At 60.3% G+C, this 17,590-nt stretch carries 14 protein-coding genes; all 14 read right to left on the bottom strand.

Going from position 1 to position 17,590, the window contains the following annotated elements:
• Window positions 1-230 precede the first annotated feature (230 nt).
• The 14 genes from nuoN to aceA all read right to left on the bottom strand — a co-directional run bounded on the left by nuoN (window position 231) and on the right by aceA (window position 17,139).
• Entirely contained in the window at window positions 231-1,694 is a 1,464-nt protein-coding gene (gene nuoN, locus KHO07_RS09860; RefSeq protein WP_212627066.1) for an NADH-quinone oxidoreductase subunit NuoN, read from the bottom strand.
• Window positions 1,695-1,701: 7 nt separating this feature from the next.
• Window positions 1,702-3,234: an NADH-quinone oxidoreductase subunit M gene (gene nuoM / locus KHO07_RS09865; RefSeq protein WP_075947952.1), complete on the bottom strand. Its 1,533-nt coding sequence runs from the start codon at window positions 3,232-3,234 to the stop codon at window positions 1,702-1,704.
• Between the two features lie 39 nt (window positions 3,235-3,273).
• Window positions 3,274-5,127 (bottom strand): NADH-quinone oxidoreductase subunit L, encoded by a 1,854-nt coding sequence (gene nuoL / locus KHO07_RS09870; protein ID WP_150735184.1) that lies wholly within the window; start codon window positions 5,125-5,127, stop codon window positions 3,274-3,276.
• On the bottom strand, window positions 5,124-5,432 hold the full coding sequence (gene nuoK / locus KHO07_RS09875) for an NADH-quinone oxidoreductase subunit NuoK (RefSeq protein ID WP_007946416.1): 309 nt from the start codon (window positions 5,430-5,432) through the stop codon (window positions 5,124-5,126). The genes nuoL and nuoK overlap by 4 nt, the downstream gene beginning before the upstream one ends.
• A gap of 2 nt (window positions 5,433-5,434) precedes the next feature.
• Complete coding sequence (gene nuoJ / locus KHO07_RS09880; RefSeq protein WP_150735183.1) at window positions 5,435-5,938, bottom strand: NADH-quinone oxidoreductase subunit J; 504 nt, start codon at window positions 5,936-5,938, stop codon at window positions 5,435-5,437.
• A 9-nt stretch (window positions 5,939-5,947) separates the two neighbouring features.
• Window positions 5,948-6,496, bottom strand: a complete 549-nt coding sequence (gene nuoI, locus KHO07_RS09885; protein ID WP_075947948.1) for an NADH-quinone oxidoreductase subunit NuoI — start codon at window positions 6,494-6,496, stop codon at window positions 5,948-5,950.
• Window positions 6,497-6,505: 9 nt separating this feature from the next.
• Complete coding sequence (nuoH, locus tag KHO07_RS09890; protein WP_056723843.1) at window positions 6,506-7,513, bottom strand: NADH-quinone oxidoreductase subunit NuoH; 1,008 nt, start codon at window positions 7,511-7,513, stop codon at window positions 6,506-6,508.
• Window positions 7,510-10,224, bottom strand: coding sequence for an NADH-quinone oxidoreductase subunit NuoG (nuoG, locus tag KHO07_RS09895; protein WP_212627067.1), 2,715 nt, complete (start codon window positions 10,222-10,224; stop codon window positions 7,510-7,512). Before nuoG ends, nuoH begins: the two co-directional genes overlap by 4 nt.
• 136 nt (window positions 10,225-10,360) lie before the next feature.
• Entirely contained in the window at window positions 10,361-11,716 is a 1,356-nt protein-coding gene (gene nuoF, locus KHO07_RS09900; protein ID WP_212627068.1) for an NADH-quinone oxidoreductase subunit NuoF, read from the bottom strand.
• Window positions 11,713-12,210: an NADH-quinone oxidoreductase subunit NuoE gene (gene nuoE, locus KHO07_RS09905; RefSeq protein ID WP_008020715.1), complete on the bottom strand. Its 498-nt coding sequence runs from the start codon at window positions 12,208-12,210 to the stop codon at window positions 11,713-11,715. Before nuoE ends, nuoF begins: the two co-directional genes overlap by 4 nt.
• 2 nt (window positions 12,211-12,212) lie before the next feature.
• Window positions 12,213-13,997 (bottom strand): NADH-quinone oxidoreductase subunit C/D, encoded by a 1,785-nt coding sequence (nuoC, locus tag KHO07_RS09910; protein WP_212627069.1) that lies wholly within the window; start codon window positions 13,995-13,997, stop codon window positions 12,213-12,215.
• A 72-nt stretch (window positions 13,998-14,069) separates the two neighbouring features.
• Window positions 14,070-14,744, bottom strand: a complete 675-nt coding sequence (locus KHO07_RS09915; RefSeq protein WP_047527662.1) for an NADH-quinone oxidoreductase subunit B — start codon at window positions 14,742-14,744, stop codon at window positions 14,070-14,072.
• A 10-nt stretch (window positions 14,745-14,754) separates the two neighbouring features.
• Entirely contained in the window at window positions 14,755-15,168 is a 414-nt protein-coding gene (locus KHO07_RS09920) for an NADH-quinone oxidoreductase subunit A (protein ID WP_003223812.1), read from the bottom strand.
• A gap of 645 nt (window positions 15,169-15,813) precedes the next feature.
• The gene (gene aceA / locus KHO07_RS09925; RefSeq protein ID WP_046817165.1) at window positions 15,814-17,139 is read right to left on the bottom strand and encodes an isocitrate lyase; all 1,326 of its coding nucleotides are present in this window, start codon (window positions 17,137-17,139) and stop codon (window positions 15,814-15,816) included.
• Window positions 17,140-17,590 lie beyond the last annotated feature (451 nt).

Below are 17,590 nucleotides of genomic sequence, written 5' to 3' on the forward strand. Positions count from 1 at the left end.
CGAGGGAGCTTGCTCCCGCTCGGCTGCGCAGCAGACGCCAGATTTTCAGCCCAATGAAGTTCATCAGGTACGCCGGATTTAATGGGATTGGGCCCGCTGCGCAGTCCAGCGGGAGCAAGCTCCCTCGCCACAAAAGCGAAACCTGAAAACTATTCAGTCTTTAAACCCCCCACGCAAAAACGGCACCCGAAGGTGCCGTTTCTGTTTGTTGCCGCGTATCGCCTAAGCGATCAACCCGCCAGGCCCGACTGTTGAACCAGGTTCAGCAGCGGTTGTGGGTAGACGCCGAGGAAGAACGCGACCAGGGCGATGGCCAGCAGCATCACGCCGCCTGCTTTCTGTTCCCAGTGCAGTTGCGCATCGTGGCGACGCAGGTTCGGTTCGATCAGGTACAGGGTGACCATCACACGCAGGTAGTAGAACACGCCGATGGCGCTACCCAGTACCAGCGAGCCGACCAGCCACCACTGATGCGATTCGACACCGGTGGCGATGATGTAGAACTTGCCGATGAAGCCCGCAGTCAGCGGGATACCGGCCAGGGACAGCATCATCACGGTCATTACCGCGGTCAGGTACGGACGGCGCCAGAACAGGCCGCGGTATTCGTACAGGGCATCGGCGTCACGACCGTTGTACGGCGACGACATCAGCGTGATCACGCCGAAGGCGCCGAGGCTGGTGATCACGTAGGTGACCAGGTACACGCCGATGGCTTCCACGGCCAGGCCCTTGCTCGCCACCAGGGCGATCAGCAGGTAACCGAAGTGGGCGATGGACGAGTAACCCAGCAGACGCTTGAGGTTGCTCTGGGTCAGTGCCAGCAGGTTACCGAACAGGATCGACGCGATGGCGATGATGGTCAGCACGTCGCTCAGTACGCCGCTGCTCGCCGCTGGCGAGATCTGGAACAGACGCACCATCACCGCGAACACAGCCACTTTGGAAGCGGTCGCGAGGAATGCAGCAACCGGCGCCGGAGCACCTTCGTAAACGTCCGGCGTCCAGAGGTGGAACGGTACCAGCGACAGCTTGAACGCCAGGCCGATCAGCATCATGCCCAGGCCCAGTTGCGCCAGCGAGCTAGGCAGACCGGTAGCCGCCAGCGCCTGACCGATGCCGACGAAGCTCAGGGAACCGGAGTCTGCGTACAGCAGCGCCATGCCGAACAACAGGAACGCCGAACCGGCTGCCGACAGCACCATGTACTTGATGCCGGCTTCCAGCGAGCGCTTGTTGAAGAAGGCATAAGCCACCAGACCGTAGACCGGCACCGACAGCAGTTCCAGGCCGATGAACAACCCGGCCAGGTGCTGCGCGCTGACCAGAACCAGGCCACCGGCGGCGGACATCAGGATCAGCAGGTACAGTTCTTCACGGTTGCCCGGGTAACCCGAACCGCCATCGCCGAGGTAGGCGTGGGCGAGGGTGACGCAGGCGAGGGTGGCGACCAGGATCAGCGCCATGTACAGGCAGGCAAAGGTGTCGATCTGTAGCAACGGCGTCACGGCCAGGGGCGCGACTTTCAGGGCAGGCAGGATCGACAGCAGTGCCAGGTTCAGACCCGCCACGGAAATCAGGAAGGTCTGCGAGTGGTTGCGGCGCCAGGCGATTGCCAGCATCACCACGATAATGGTGAGGCTGGTAATCAACAGCGGCGCTAGCGCGATAAAGTGTTGAGTCGTGAATTCCATAGCGCTCTTACCGGGCCGAAGCGAGTTGAGTGAAGGCGGTGCCGAGCCACTGCTGCACGCCATGCATCGTAGCGGCAGAGGTATCGAGGAACGGTTGTGGGTACACGCCGAGGTAGATCAGCAATGCAGCCAGACCGACCACCATGATCAGTTCGCGACCGTCCATGCCGTGCAGTACCGCGTCCGATTTGGCCGGACCGAAGTACGCACGGTGGATCATGATCAGCGAGTAGACCGAACCGAACACCAGGCCGGTAGTGGCGATGATGGTGATCCACGGGGCACTGGCGAAGCTGCCGATCAGGATCAGGAACTCACCGACGAAGTTACCGGTACCCGGCAAGCCCAGGGACGCTGCTGCGAAGAACAGGCTGAGGGCCGGCAGGTAAGCGATCTTCGACCACAGGCCACCCATTTCACGCATGTCGCGGGTGTGGGTGCGTTCGTACAACTGACCACTCAGGATAAAGAGTGCCGCGGCCGACAGACCGTGCGCCAGCATCTGCATGACTGCACCCTGCAGCGCCAGTTGGCTGCCGGAGTAGATGCCGATCAGTACGAAACCCATGTGGGAAACGGACGAGAAGGCGATCAGACGCTTGATGTCGGTTTGTGCGAAGGCCAGGAACGCACCGTAGAAAATCCCGATCAGACCCAGGGTCATGGCGATCGGCGCGAACTCGGCCGAGGCATTCGGGAACAGCGGCAGGGCGAAACGCAGCAGGCCGTAGGCAGCGGTCTTCAGCAAGATACCGGCGAGGTCGACGGAACCGGCGGTCGGTGCCTGGGCGTGAGCATCAGGCAACCAGGAGTGGAACGGTACGACGGGCAGCTTGACCGCGAAGGCGATGAAGAAGCCGAGCATCAGGATGTACTCGGTGGTCATCGACATCTTGGTTTTCAACAGGTCGGCGTAGTTGAAGGTGATCACGCCGGTTTCGTTGAAGTTGACCAGGACCAGACCGAGGATCGCCACCAGCATGATCAGGCCGGAAGCCTGAGTGAAGATGAAGAACTTGGTCGCCGCGTAGATCCGGGTTTTCTTGCCGTCCGAAGAACTGTGACCCCAGAGCGCGATGAGGAAGTACATCGGCACCAGCATCATTTCCCAGAAGAAGAAGAACATGAACAGGTCGAGGGCGAGGAACACGCCGACGACACCGCCCAGGATCCACATCAGGTTCAGGTGGAAGAAACCCACGTGACGCTGGATCTCTTTCCACGAGCAGAGTACCGAGAGGACACCCAGCAAACCGGTCAGCAGGATCATCAGCAGCGACAGGCCATCGAGGGCCAGGTGCACGCTGATGCCGAAGCGCTGGATCCAGATGTGCTTGAACTCAATCACCCAGGTCGGATCGGCGCCAGGCGCCGGAGCAAATGAATAGTCGCCATGGGCCCACAGCCAGAGGCCGAGCGCGAGTTCCAGGGACATGGTCAACAGCGCAATCCAGCGCGGGAGGGTAGAGCCGAAGCGCTCACCCATCCAGCACAGAAGGCCGCCGATGAAGGGAATCAGGATTAGCCAAGGCAGAATCATGACGGGCTCGTTTCCTTTCGCAAATTCGCAAGGTTCATATCAGACCGCTACCAGCACGACGGCGCCAATTACCAGCACGGCACCCGCAGCCATCGAGGCGGCATACCAACGCAGTTGACCGGTCTCGGTACGGCTCAGGGCGGTGTGACCGCCTTTGGCCATGCGCGGGATCAAACCGATGGTCTGATCGAGCGGGTCTTTGCGCAGGATGTGGCTGATCGCCAGGTACGGCTTGACGAACAGTTTGTCGTAGATCCAGTCGAAGCCCCAGGCAGCGAACCACCAGGCCGAGAGGAAACGGCCGATGCCGCTGTTGGCGATGGCCGTCACGAAGCGACGCTTGCCGAGGAACAGCAGCGCGGCCAGCAGGATACCGGCCAGGGCGATGGCGCCCGAGGCGATTTCCAGACTGTGCTTGGCTTCGCCGCCGGCATGGCCGACGCTTTGCGGCAGCACGCCGTGCAGCGGTGGAACGATCATCGCGCCGACGAAGGTCGACAACACGATCAGTACCGACAGTGGCAGCCAGTGGGCGATGCCGTGACCGGCGTGGGCTTCGGTCTTCGCTTCACCGTGGAACGCGATGAAGATCAGGCGGAAGGTGTACAGCGAGGTCATGAACGCGCCAACCAGACCTGCGTAGAGCAGACCGTTGTTGCCGCTGGCGAACGCTTCCCAGAGGATTTCGTCCTTGGAGTAGAAGCCGGCGGTCACCAGAGGCAGGGCCGCCAGGGCCGCGCCGCCGACGATGAAGCTGGCGTAGGCCAGTGGCAGTTTCTTCCACAGGCCGCCCATCTTGAAGATGTTCTGCTCGTGGTGGCAGGCAACGATCACCGCACCGGAAGCAAGGAACAGCAGGGCCTTGAAGAAAGCGTGGGTCATCAGGTGGAAGATCGCGCCATCCCAGGCACCGACGCCCAGGGCCAGGAACATGTAGCCGATCTGGCTCATGGTCGAGTAGGCGAGGATACGCTTGATATCGGTCTGAACCAGGGCTGCGAAACCGGCGAGTACCAGGGTCACGCCACCGACGATGCCTACCAGGTGCAGGATTTCCGGCGCCAGGGTGAACAGGCCGTGGGTACGGGCGATCAAGTAGACACCCGCGGTCACCATGGTCGCGGCGTGGATCAGTGCCGAAACCGGGGTAGGACCGGCCATCGCGTCCGCCAGCCAGGTTTGCAGTGGCAGTTGCGCGGATTTACCGACAGCGCCGCCCAGCAGCATCAGGGTGGCCATGACCATCCAGAAGTCGCCGGCCTGGAATTTCTGCGGTGCCAGCACCAGCAGTTCCTGAACGTTCAGCGTGCCCAGTTGGGCAAACAGGATGAACAGGCCGATGGCCATGAACACGTCACCGATACGGGTCACGATGAAGGCTTTGAGTGCGGCGTTACCGTTGTTGCGGTTGCTGTAGTAGAAACCGATCAACAGGTACGAGCACAGGCCCACGCCTTCCCAACCGAAGTACAGGAACAACAGGTTATCGCCCAGCACCAGGAACAGCATGCTGGCGATAAACAGGTTGGTGTAGGCGAAGAAGCGCGAGTAACCGGCTTCACCGCGCATGTACCAGGACGCGAACAGGTGGATCAGGAAGCCGACGCCGACGACCACACCGAGCATGGTCACGGACAGGCCGTCCAGGTACAGCGCGAAGTTCGGCGTGAAGCCTTCCACCGCCATCCACTGCCACAACACCTGGGTGTAGTGACCGCCTTCTGGCGGGGCGACGTTGAATTGCCAGATCACGTAGGCGGTAACGATTGCCGACAGACCGATGGAACCCACGCCGATCAATGCGGCCAGGTTTTCCGAGATGCGTCCACGGGAGAACGACAGCAGCAGGAAACCAATGAGAGGGAATACGAAAGTCAGAAAGAGTAGGTTCATCCGCGCATCTCACTGGCAGCGTCGATATCGAGCGTGTGGAAGCGGCGATACAGTTGCAACAGAATCGCCAGGCCGATACTGGCCTCGGCAGCTGCCAGGCTGATCACCAGGATGAACATGATCTGTCCATCCGGCTGCGCCCAACGGCTACCGGCAACGATGAACGCCAGCGCGGAGGCATTCATCATGACCTCCAGGCTCATCAGCACGAAAAGGATGTTGCGGCGGACCATCAGGCCAACCAGACCGAGGCAGAACAGGATGCCGGCGACCGCCAGACCATGCTCCATAGGGATAGCAGGCATCGTCATTGCTCCTTGGCTTCGTTACGGCCCAGATGGAACGCCGTGACGGCTGCGGCGAGCAGCAGCATCGAGGCGAGTTCGACCACCAGCAGGTAAGGACCGAACAGGCTGATGCCCACGGCCTTGGCGTCTACAGTGGTGTGGCCGATGGCTTCACCGCTCTGGTGGGCGAACAGCACGTACAGCAGTTCGACCAGCAGCAGGGCGCCGAGAATGACCGGGCCGAGCCAGATGCCGGGCTTGAGCCAGACGCGCTCTTGCTGAACCGAGGCCGGGCCCAGGTTCAGCATCATCACCACGAACACGAACAGCACCATGATGGCGCCAGCGTAGGCGATCACTTCCAGGACACCGGCAAACGGTGCGCCGAGGGCGAAGAACGTCATGGCCACGGCGATCAGCGAAATGATCAGGTAGAGCAGGGCGTGCACAGGGTTGGTGTTGGTGATCACGCGAAGCGTGGACACCACAGCGATACCCGATGCGAAATAGAAAGCGAATTCCATCTTTCTTCCTTAAGGCAGCAAGCTCTTCACGTTGATCGGTTCGGCTTCATTCTGCGCGGAGCCTTTCGGCTTCCCGGCAATCGCCATACCTGCAACACGATAGAAGTTGTAATCAGGGTTTTTGCCGGGGCCGGAGATCAGCAGATCTTCTTTCTCGTACACCAGGTCCTGACGTTTGAACTCGGCCATTTCGAAATCCGGTGTCAGCTGGATCGCGGTGGTCGGGCAGGCTTCCTCGCAGAGGCCGCAGAAAATGCAGCGCGAGAAGTTGATGCGGAAGAAGTCCGGGTACCAGCGACCGTCTTCGGTTTCAGCTTTCTGCAGCGAGATGCAACCGACCGGGCACGCCACGGCGCACAGGTTGCACGCTACACAACGCTCTTCGCCGTCAGGGTCGCGGGTCAGGACGATACGGCCACGGTAGCGCGGCGGCAGGTACACGGCTTCTTCCGGGTACTGCAGCGTGTCGCGCTTGCGGAAGGCGTGGCCAAAAATCATCACCAGGCTGCGAAGCTGGGTGAAGAAGCCATGCACGATGTCAATTATGTACTTCATGATTCTCTATCCTCACTGAGCCGCGACGGCGGGCGTGTTGAGCAACACGATCGCAGCGGTCACCAGCATGTTGACGAGGGTCAGCGGCAGGCAGAACTTCCAGCTGAAATCCATCACTTGGTCATACCGTGGGCGCGGAATCGAAGCGCGCAACAGGATGAAGATCATGATGAAGAACGCGGTTTTCAGTGCGAACCAGATGAACGGGATCTGCGGCAGGATGCCGAACGGACCGTGCCAGCCACCGAAGAACAAGGTCACCAGCAGCGCCGAGATCAGCACGATGCCGATGTACTCGCCGACGAAGAACATGCCCCATTTCATGCCGGCGTATTCAATGTGGTAGCCGTCGGCCAGTTCCTGTTCCGCTTCCGGCTGGTCGAACGGGTGACGGTGAGTCACGGCCACGCCAGCGATGAAGAAGGTCAGGAAACCGAAGATCTGCGGAATGATGAACCACAGGTTCTGCGCTTGATATTCAACGATGTCGCGCATGTTGAACGAGCCGACCTGGATCACGATGCCCATCAGCGACAGACCCATGAACACTTCGTACGACACGGTCTGTGCCGAGGCCCGCAAGCTGCCCAGCAGGGCGAACTTGTTGTTACTCGACCAACCGGCGAACAACACCGCGTAGACCGACAGGCCCGCCATGGCGAAGAAGAACAGGATGCCGATATTGATGTCCGCCACGCCCCAGGTCGGGGTGATCGGGATGATCGCGAAGGCAATCAGCAGGGCGCTCATGGCCACAACCGGTGCCAGGGTGAAGATCATCTTGTCGGCGAATGGAGGCGTCCAGTCTTCCTTGAAGAACATCTTGATCATGTCGGCGGCGATCTGGAACGCGCCGAACGGACCAACGCGGTTCGGACCGTAACGGTCCTGCCAGAGGGCGAGCAAACGACGCTCGACCCAGCTGAGCAGGGCGCCACAAACCACCACGGCCAGCAGAATCACCACGGCCTTGAGGACCGCGATGATCACGTCGATCACTTCAGGAGTGAACAAGGTCATTGAGCTGCCTCCTGCAGACCGTCAACGGATTTGCCAAAGATCGCTGGCGGAATGCCGGCGATGCCCGCAGGCAGTGCCACCAGGCCAGCGCCCAGCTCTTCGTTGATACGCAGCGGCAGACGCAAGGTCTGGCCAGCGACGTTCAAGCTGAGCATGGCGCCGTCGTTGACACCCAGGCGATCGGCTTCGGACTTGGCCAGTGCGACGTAGGCGGCCGGAATGCGTTCCTGTACCGGCGCGGCTTTCGAAGAGTTCTCTTCGCTGCCGAACAGGTGGAAGAACGGTACGACTTGCCAGGTGCCCTGGGCCGGGTTGAACGCGCGCGGAACATTGGCGAACCAGTTCAGCGCGTCACCGTTGCTTTCGATCAGGCGGGTGCCCGGGTCGCCAGCGCGGATGTGACCACCGACTTCGTCCTGGAACTTGTTCCAGGCTTGCGGCGAGTTCCAGCCCGGAGACCAGGCGAATGGCACTTGCTGACGCGGTTCGGCCGAGCCCGAGTAACCTTCCATGGAGAAAGCGAACGCGGTGTCATTGTCCTGCGGGGTACGCGGTTCGTGCACGCTGATGTCGGCGCGCATGGCGGTACGACCGGAGTAACGCAGCGGTTCACGGGCCAGTTTCATGCCCTTGATGCGGAACGCGGCGGACGGCGCAGCGTCGACGATGGCCGCCAGTTGCGGGGTGCTCGAGGCGACCGCAGCGGTGACGTGGTCCAGTTGCGTCCAGTCGATCGGCTGGTTCAGCAGGGTCGAGCGCAGGGCATGCAGCCAGCGCCAGCCTTCGTGAACCAGGATGCTCGCGTCCATGTACTTCGGATCGAACACCTGGAAGAAGCGCTGGGCGCGACCTTCCTGGCTGACCAGCGTACCGTCGCCTTCAGCGAAGCTGGCGGCTGGCAGAACCAGGTGCGCACGATCGCTGGTAGCGGTCTTCTGATGGTCGGCCACGATTACCACTTTCGCAGCGGTCAGGGCGGCATCAACCTTGGCTTTGTCGGTACGGGTGTACAGATCGTTTTCCAGCACGACGACGGCGTCGGCCTTACCGTCGATGACGGTTTGCAGCGCGGCGTCGACCGATTCGCCACCGAGCATGGCCAGGCCGAGGCTGTTGGCCTCAGGCACGACCAGGCTGATGGAGCCGTTCTTCTCGCGCAGCTTCAGGGCCTTGGCGATGTTCGCAGCGGCTTCGATCAAGGCTTTGGAGCCCAGGGAAGTACCGGCGATGATCAGTGGGCGCTTGGCCGCGAGCAGGGCGTCGGCGATGCGCTTGGCCAGTTCGAGGGCTTCAGCGTCCAGGCCTTCAACGGCTGGAGCACTGGCGTCGAGGGCGTGGGCTACGGCGAAACCGATGCGTGCCAGGTCGTCGGGAGCGGCGTGGACGCATTCTTCGGCGATGTCGTCGAGCTTGGTTTCAGCCAGGCTGGCGATGAACAGCGGGTTCAGCGCGTGCTGGCCGATGTTCTTCACGGCGGCGTCGAGCCAAGGCTGAACACGCATGGCGTCGGCCATGTCTTCAGCTTTGCCCTTGACCGATTGACGCAGGGACAGCGCCATGCGGGCGGCCGTCTGGGTCAGGTCTTCACCGAGGACGAAAATCGCATCGTGGTCTTCGATGTCGCGCATGTTCGGCACTGGCAGCGGGCTGTCTTTGAGCACTTGCAGGACCAGACGGATACGCTCCAGCTCGGCAGCTTCGATACCGGAGTAGAAGTGCTCGGCACCAACCAGTTCGCGCAACGCGTAGTTGCTTTCGAGGCTGGCACGCGGCGAACCGATGCCGACGATGTTGCGACCGCGCAGCAGGTCGGCGGCTTTATCCAGCGCTTCGTCGAGGCTCAGCTTGGTGCCGTTGGCCAGCAGCGGCTGACGCGGACGGTCTTCACGGTTGACGTAGCCATAGCCGAAACGGCCACGGTCGCACAGGAAGTACTGGTTTACCGAGCCGTTGAAACGGTTTTCGATACGACGCAGTTCACCGTAGCGTTCGCCCGGGGAAATGTTGCAACCGCTGGAGCAGCCATGGCAGATGCTCGGCGAGAACTGCATGTCCCACTTACGGTTGTAGCGCTCGGAGTGAGTCTTGTCGGTGAACACGCCGGTCGGGCAGACCTCGGTGAGGTTGCCGGAGAACTCGCTTTCCAGGGTGCCGTCTTCAACGCGACCGAAGTACACGTTGTCGTGAGCGCCGAATACACCGAGATCAGTGCCGCCGGCGTAGTCCTTATAGAAGCGCACGCAGCGGTAGCAAGCGATGCAGCGGTTCATTTCGTGGGAAATGAACGGGCCCAGTTGCTGGTTCTGGTGGGTGCGCTTGGTGAAGCGGTAACGGCGCTCGTTGTGGCCGGTCATTACCGTCATGTCTTGCAGGTGGCAGTGACCGCCTTCTTCACAGACCGGGCAGTCGTGAGGGTGGTTGGTCATCAGCCATTCAACAACACTGGCGCGGAACGCCTTGGACTCTTCATCTTCGATGGAGATCCAGGTGTTGTCGGTGGCAGGGGTCATGCAGGACATGACGATACGACCACGGGTGTCGTTTTCGTCGGTGTACTGCTTGACCGCGCACTGGCGACAAGCGCCAACGCTGCCAAGGGCAGGGTGCCAGCAGAAATACGGAATATCGAGGCCCAGAGACAGACATGCCTGTAACAGGTTGTCTGCCCCATCGACTTCGAGCGCTTTGCCGTCTACGTGGATAGTGGCCATGGTTCAAAGTTCTTCGTTGGCCCGGTGTCAGCGGGCGTGGCTAATGGAATCTTGTTGTCCGCGTGAATCAACACAGCCGTTAAAGGCGTCATCACACGAAAAGCGAAGGGCACGGACCCTTCGCTTTTTTAAGCGTTTACGCGCCGACTACGATCGGCCTTGCCAGAGGCGGGACGGCGGCGCTGACTGGCGCGATACCGGCTTCGAACTCATGGCGGAAGTATTTGATTGCGCTGCCCAACGGCTCCACGGCGCCCGGTGCGTGAGCACAGAAGGTCTTGCCTGGGCCGAGGAAACCGACCAGACCCAGCAGGGTCTCGATGTCGCCTGGCTGGCCTTCACCGTTCTCGATGGCCATCAGGAGCTTGACGCTCCATGGCAAGCCATCGCGGCATGGGGTGCAGAAACCGCAGGATTCGCGAGCGAAGAACTGCTCCATGTTGCGCAGCAGGGACACCATGTTGACGCTGTCGTCCACCGCCATGGCCAGGCCGGTACCCATACGGGTGCCCACTTTGGCGATGCCGCCGGCATACATTTGTGCGTCGAGGTGTTCCGGCAACAGGAAACCGGTACCGGCGCCGCCTGGCTGCCAGGCCTTGAGCTTGAAGCCGTCGCGCATGCCGCCAGCGTAGTCTTCGAACAGCTCGCGACCGGTGACGCCGAATGGCAGTTCCCACAGGCCCGGGTTCTTGACCTTGCCGGAGAAGCCCATGAGCTTGGTGCCCATGTCTTCGCTGCCTTCGCGGGCCAACGACTTGTACCAGTCCACGCCGTCGGCAATGATCGCCGGGACGTTGCACAGGGTTTCAACGTTGTTCACGCAAGTCGGCTTGCCCCATACGCCAACGGCGGCAGGGAAGGGCGGCTTGGAGCGCGGGTTGGCGCGACGGCCTTCGAGGGAGTTGATCAGTGCGGTTTCTTCACCGCAGATATAACGCCCGGCGCCGGTGTGCACGAACAGTTCGAAGTCGAAACCCGAACCGAGGATGTTCTTGCCCAGCAGGCCAGCAGCCTTGGCTTCTTCCACGGCACGGTTGAGGTGCTTGGCGGCGGTGGTGTATTCGCCGCGCAGGAAGATGTAGCCACGGTAGGTTTTCAGTGCGCGGGCACTGATCAGCATGCCTTCGATCAGCAGATGGGGCAGTTGCTCCATCAGCATGCGGTCTTTCCAGGTGTTTGGCTCCATTTCATCCGCGTTGCACAGCAGGTAGCGGATGTTGATGGATTCGTCCTTGGGCATCAGGCCCCACTTCACGCCAGTGGGGAAGCCTGCACCGCCGCGACCCTTGAGGCCGGCGTCTTTCACGGTCTGGACGATATCGTCCTGAGCCATGTCGGCGAAGGCTTTGCGCGCAGCGGCGTAGCCGTTCTTGGCCTGGTACTCGTCGAGCCAGACAGCGTCGCCGTCGTCACGCAGGCGCCAGGTGAGCGGGTGAGTCTCGGCCGAACGCTTGATGCGGTTGGCCGGGCCGAAAGAAGTCAGGGTCATACGTAGCCCTCGAGCAATTTGGCAACGCCTGCTGGCTGCACATCACCGAACGTGTCGTCGTCGATCATCAACGCCGGCGCCTTGTCGCAGTTGCCGAGGCAGCAGACCGGCAGCAGGGTGAAACGACCGTCGGCGGTGGTTTGACCCAGGCCGATGCCGAGCTTGCTCTGGATTTCGCTGACCACGGACTCGTGGCCGCCGATGTAGCAGACCATGCTGTCGCAGACGCGAATGATGTGACGGCCGACCGGCTGACGGAAGATCTGGCTATAGAACGTCGCCACACCTTCAACGTCGCTGGCCGGGATGCCGAGAATCTCGCCGATGGCGTACAGGGCGCCGTCCGGCACCCAGCCACGTTCCTTCTGGACGATCTTCAGGGCTTCGATCGACGCCGCGCGCGGGTCTTCGTAGTGATGCAACTCGTGCTCGATGGCCGAGCGCTCGGTTTCACTCAAGGTGAAACGGTCTGTCTGGATAAGCGTGCTGTTCATGCTTAGCGGTCCACGTCGGCCATAACGAAATCGATACTACCCAGGTACGCGATCAAGTCCGCGACCATGCTGCCTTTGATCACCGAAGGGATCTGCTGCAAGTGCGGGAAGCTTGGGGTACGAATCCGGGTGCGGTAGCTCATGGTGCCGCCATCGCTCGTCAGGTAATAACTGTTGATGCCCTTGGTCGCTTCGATCATCTGGAAGGATTCGTTGGCCGGCATGACCGGGCCCCACGAAACTTGCAGGAAGTGCGTGATCAAGGTTTCGATGTGCTGCAGGGTGCGCTCTTTCGGCGGCGGCGTGGTCAGCGGGTGGTCCGCCTTGTACGGGCCTTCCGGCATGTTGCGCATGCACTGCTCGATGATCTTGATGCTCTGGCGCATTTCTTCCACGCGCACGATGCAGCGATCGTAGGCATCGCCATTGGCTGCCAGCGGTACTTCGAATTCGAAGTTTTCGTAACCGGAGTATGGACGCGCTTTACGCAGGTCGAAGTCGCAACCGGTCGAACGCAAGCCTGCACCGGTGACGCCCCATTCCAGGGCCTCTTTGGTGTTGTAGGCGGCGACGCCGATGGTCCGGCCACGCAGGATGCTGTTGTCCAATGCGGCTTTCTGGTATTCGTCCAGACGCTTTGGCATCCACTCGACGAAGTCTTTCACCAGTTTTTCCCAGCCGCGCGGCAGGTCGTGGGCGACGCCACCGATGCGGTACCAGGCCGGGTGCAGACGGAAACCGGTGATGGCTTCGATCACCGTGTACGCCTTCTGGCGGTCGGTGAAGGTGAAGAACACCGGGGTCATGGCGCCGACGTCCTGGATGTAGGTACCCAGGAACAGCAGGTGGCTGGTGATCCGGAAGAACTCGGCCATCATGATGCGGATGACGTCGACCTTCTCTGGCACCTTGATGCCGGCCAGTTTCTCGACCGAGAGCACGTACGGCAGGTTGTTCATCACGCCGCCGAGGTAGTCGATACGGTCGGTGTACGGGATGAAGCTGTGCCAGGACTGACGCTCGGCCATCTTCTCGGCGCCACGGTGGTGGTAACCGATGTCCGGAACGCAATCGACGATCTCTTCACCGTCCAGCTGCAGGATGATGCGGAACGCACCGTGTGCGGAAGGGTGGTTCGGACCGAGGTTGAGGAACATGTAGTCCTCGTTCGGGCCGGAACGTTTCATGCCCCAGTCTTCAGGCTTGAAGCGCGCGGCCTCTTCCTCAAGCTGTTGCTTGGCCAGGGTCAGGCTGAACGGATCGAACTCGGTGGCGCGCGCCGGGAAGTCCTTGCGCAGCGGATGACCTTCCCAGGTTGGCGGCATCATGATGCGCGTCAGGTGAGGGTGGCCTTTGAAGTCGATGCCGTACATGTCCCAGACTTCACGCTCGTACCAGTTGGCGTTCGGCCAGATGCTGGTGACGGTCGGCAGGCTGAGGTCGCTCTCGGACAGGGCGACTTTGATCATGACGTCGCTGTTACGCTCGATCGACATCAAGTGATAGAACACGGAGAAATCGGCGCCGTTCGGCAGCCCTTGACGCTTGGTGCGCAGACGCTCGTCCACGCCGTGCAGGTCATAGAGCATGACGTACGGCTTGGGCAGGTTACGCAGGAAGGTCAGGACTTCGACGAGTTTGGCGCGGGCAACCCAAAGCACCGGCATGCCGGTGCGGGTAGGCTGGGCGGTGAACGCCTCCGGGCCAAAACGGTTGTTCAGTTCGACGACCACATCCTGGTCGTCTGCCTTGTAAGGCGGGATGTACAGAGCACTGCCTGTAGTCATGGTTATTTATCGCTTTCGGTCAACGTAAAGAATGAAGCCAGTTTCTCGTTCTATTAAAGAAGCAGATCTGGATCAGACTTCGTCGGGGCTGCGCAGGTTGGTTACCTGAATACGCTGTTCGCGGCGCTTTTCCTTCTCGGAAGGCATCTCGGCGCGATACACGCCTTGATCACCGACGACCCAGGAAAGTGGGCGACGCTCCTGGCCAATCGACTCCTGCAACAGCATCAAGCCTTGCAGGAAAGCTTCAGGGCGGGGCGGGCAGCCAGGCACGTAGACGTCCACGGGCAGGAACTTGTCCACCCCTTGAACCACGGAGTAGATGTCGTACATGCCACCGGAGTTGGCGCACGAACCCATGGAAATAACCCATTTAGGTTCGAGCATTTGCTCGTAGAGACGCTGAATGATCGGCGCCATCTTGATGAAGCAGGTACCGGCGATAACCATGAAATCCGCCTGACGCGGCGATGCCCGGATAACTTCGGCGCCAAAGCGCGCGATGTCGTGGGGCGCCGTGAAGGCGGTGGTCATTTCCACATAGCAGCACGAAAGACCGAAGTTATACGGCCACAGGGAGTTCTTGCGCCCCCAGTTGATCGTGCCGTTAAGCACGTCTTCGAGCTTGCCCATGAAAATGTTTTTGTGGACTTGATCTTCTAACGGATCGGAAACGGTTTCCCGTTCGCCAATCGGATACTGCTCGTTAGGAGCATCGGGGTCGATCCTGGTGAGATTGTATTGCATTGCCAAAGCCTCATTGTTTCAGCTTCGCTTGCCGCTTGCGCCGAGCTTCCGGAGCCCAATCAAGGGCGCCCACTCGGAATAGGTAGACAAGACCTGCCAACAGAATTGCTATGAAAACGAGAGCTTCGACGAATCCGGTCCAGCCGCTTTCGCGGACGGACACAGACCATGCAAAGAGAAAGAGGGCTTCGATATCGAAGATCACGAAGAGCATCGCGACCAGATAGAATTTGGCTGAGAGCCGCAAGCGGGCGCCACCTGTAGGTAGCATGCCGGACTCGAACGGTTCATTTTTGCTGCGGCCCCAGGCTTTTGACCCGAGGAGGCTGGAAACACCGAGCATGAAGGCACAGAGGCCGACAACACCTAGAAGGAAAATGGCAAAGCCCCAGTTGTGGGCCATGAGTCCTGTCGCTTCGGGCATGCTGGTAATCCTTAACAGAGAGCAAAAGGTCTCTGAGCTTGAAAAGAAACAAAGCAGTGACGATATGTCGCAGCAATCAATCCCGCTGATTTTATGGCTAAACACCCGGCAAGTAAAATTCCTATAGCGAAATTATTTATAGGAATAAGGACATAGCGAGCCCTCGAGGTCCTGTAGCCCTTGACCAATGGGCATTAGCCGGCATTTCGTCAATTATGTTTTGTAGGGAATGTAACGAACATAATGTCGGCTAAATGATAATCAATATTGATTGGATTGGGTTTTAAACTGTTTATTCCGCAAGTGCGCAGAAAGTTGCCTTATATGCGCGTTACTGCAAGTAGCGACGGGGTGGGTTTCGGCAGATTTTTCCGGCGCCGATAGCGCAGTGTACCCATGTGTTTTGTCTGTCTGAGCGCGATCCACTGCAGGGGCGAGCCTGTTCGCGATAGCGCCAGGTCAGTCGACATCGTCTCTGTCTGATCCGCCGCTTTCGCGAGCAGGCTCGCTCCCATGGGGGGGGGTGGGGGAGCTGGAGGATTGACGCGCAAAAAAACGCCCCGAACCAGTCGGGGCGTCAGATGTGCAGCGCTGCGGTTAGCTTTCTATTCGGCCCGCAGCGGCTGATGTCTCAGGCGAAGCAGATCAGTGGAACTGTTCTTCTTCGGTCGAACCGGTCAGTGCGGTGACCGAAGACGAGCCGCCCTGGATCACAGTGGTCATGTCGTCAAAGTAGCCGGTGCCCACTTCCTGCTGGTGAGCCACGAAGGTGTAACCCTTGGCAGCGTCGGCGAACTCCTGCTCTTGCAGCTTCACGTAGGCAGTCATGTCGTTGCGGGCGTAGTCGTGCGCCAGGTTGAACATGCTGTGCCACATGTTGTGAATGCCAGCCAGGGTGATGAACTGGTGCTTGTAGCCCATGGCGGACAGTTCGCGCTGGAACTTGGCGATGGTCGCGTCGTCCAGGTTTTTCTTCCAGTTGAAGGAAGGCGAGCAGTTGTACGACAGCAGTTGGTCCGGGTATTCCTTCTTGATCGCTTCAGCGAAGCGACGAGCCTCGTCCAGGTCTGGCTTGGCGGTTTCGCACCAGATCAGGTCGGCGTACGGCGCGTAGGCCAGGCCGCGAGCGATGGCCTGGTCCAGACCGGCGCGCACTTTGTAGAAGCCTTCCTGGGTACGTTCGCCAGTCACGAATGGCTGGTCGTACGGATCGCAGTCGGACGTCAACAGGTCAGCGGCGTTAGCGTCGGTACGGGCCAGGATGATGGTCGGAGTACCGGCAACGTCAGCAGCCAGACGAGCAGCGGTCAGCTTCTGCACGGCTTCCTGGGTCGGAACCAGTACTTTACCGCCCATGTGGCCGCATTTCTTCACGGAAGCCAGTTGGTCTTCGAAGTGAACGCCGGCGGCGCCTGCTTCGATCATGCTCTTCATCAGCTCGTAGGCGTTCAGTACGCCGCCGAAACCGGCTTCGGCGTCAGCCACGATTGGAGCGAAGTAGTCGATATAGCCGTCGTCGCCCGGGTTCTTGCCGGCTTTCCACTGGATCTGGTCGGCACGACGGAACGAGTTGTTGATGCGCTTGACCACGGTTGGAACCGAGTCCACCGGGTACAGCGACTGGTCCGGGTACATCGATTCGGCGGAGTTGTTGTCCGCAGCCACTTGCCAGCCCGACAGGTAGATCGCCTGGATACCGGCTTTGACTTGTTGCACAGCCTGGCCGCCGGTCAGGGCGCCCATGCAGTTGACGAAATCTTTCTCAGGACGGAAGGCTGGCTTGGCACCCTGGGTAACCAGGTTCCACAGCTTCTCGGCGCCCATTTTTGCAAAGGTGTGCTCAGGTTGAACCGAGCCACGCAGACGGACGACGTCAGCAGCGGAGTAAGTGCGTGTCACGCCTTTCCAGCGCGGGTTTTCAGCCCAGTCTTTTTCGAGGGCTGCAATTTGCTGTTCGCGTGTCAGTGCCATGGGAGATAAACCTCGTCGCGTCTTTATGAAAAGTTGTTCTGCGGTGGAAAATTCCTGCGCTCGCTGACCAGAAGCTTAGGTGGTCAAGTCGGGTTCGGCGGGGGAGGCGACGGGATGAACGATGGGCTCGAGGGGAAGTGAGCAGGTAAGGGCGAACTGGCGGGCGCATTCGGGCGTCGTGGGCCTTGGTGCGAACTTCAGTGTGATGCCGGGTTTACCTAAATACGCTTCCGTCCCTCGGGACAACTTCGTTCCAGTCGGCAACCTCGTCAAACACACCTTGTGGGCGGTACAGACACGAAGCGGTTCGCGGGGTAGGTGCGAACATCGCCTCGAAGGCCCTTGCCAGGGCCCCTGATTAGCGGGAGCGAGGCCATCATGCCTTTGCTTTTTTGGCTCGTCAAACGTTTTGTAGTGCTTTTTTTCAAGCACTACATCTTTGGTCTAATAC

The organism is Pseudomonas sp. PP3 (assembly GCF_905336995.1).
Classification (GTDB): Bacteria; Pseudomonadota; Gammaproteobacteria; order Pseudomonadales; family Pseudomonadaceae; genus Aquipseudomonas; species Aquipseudomonas reinekei.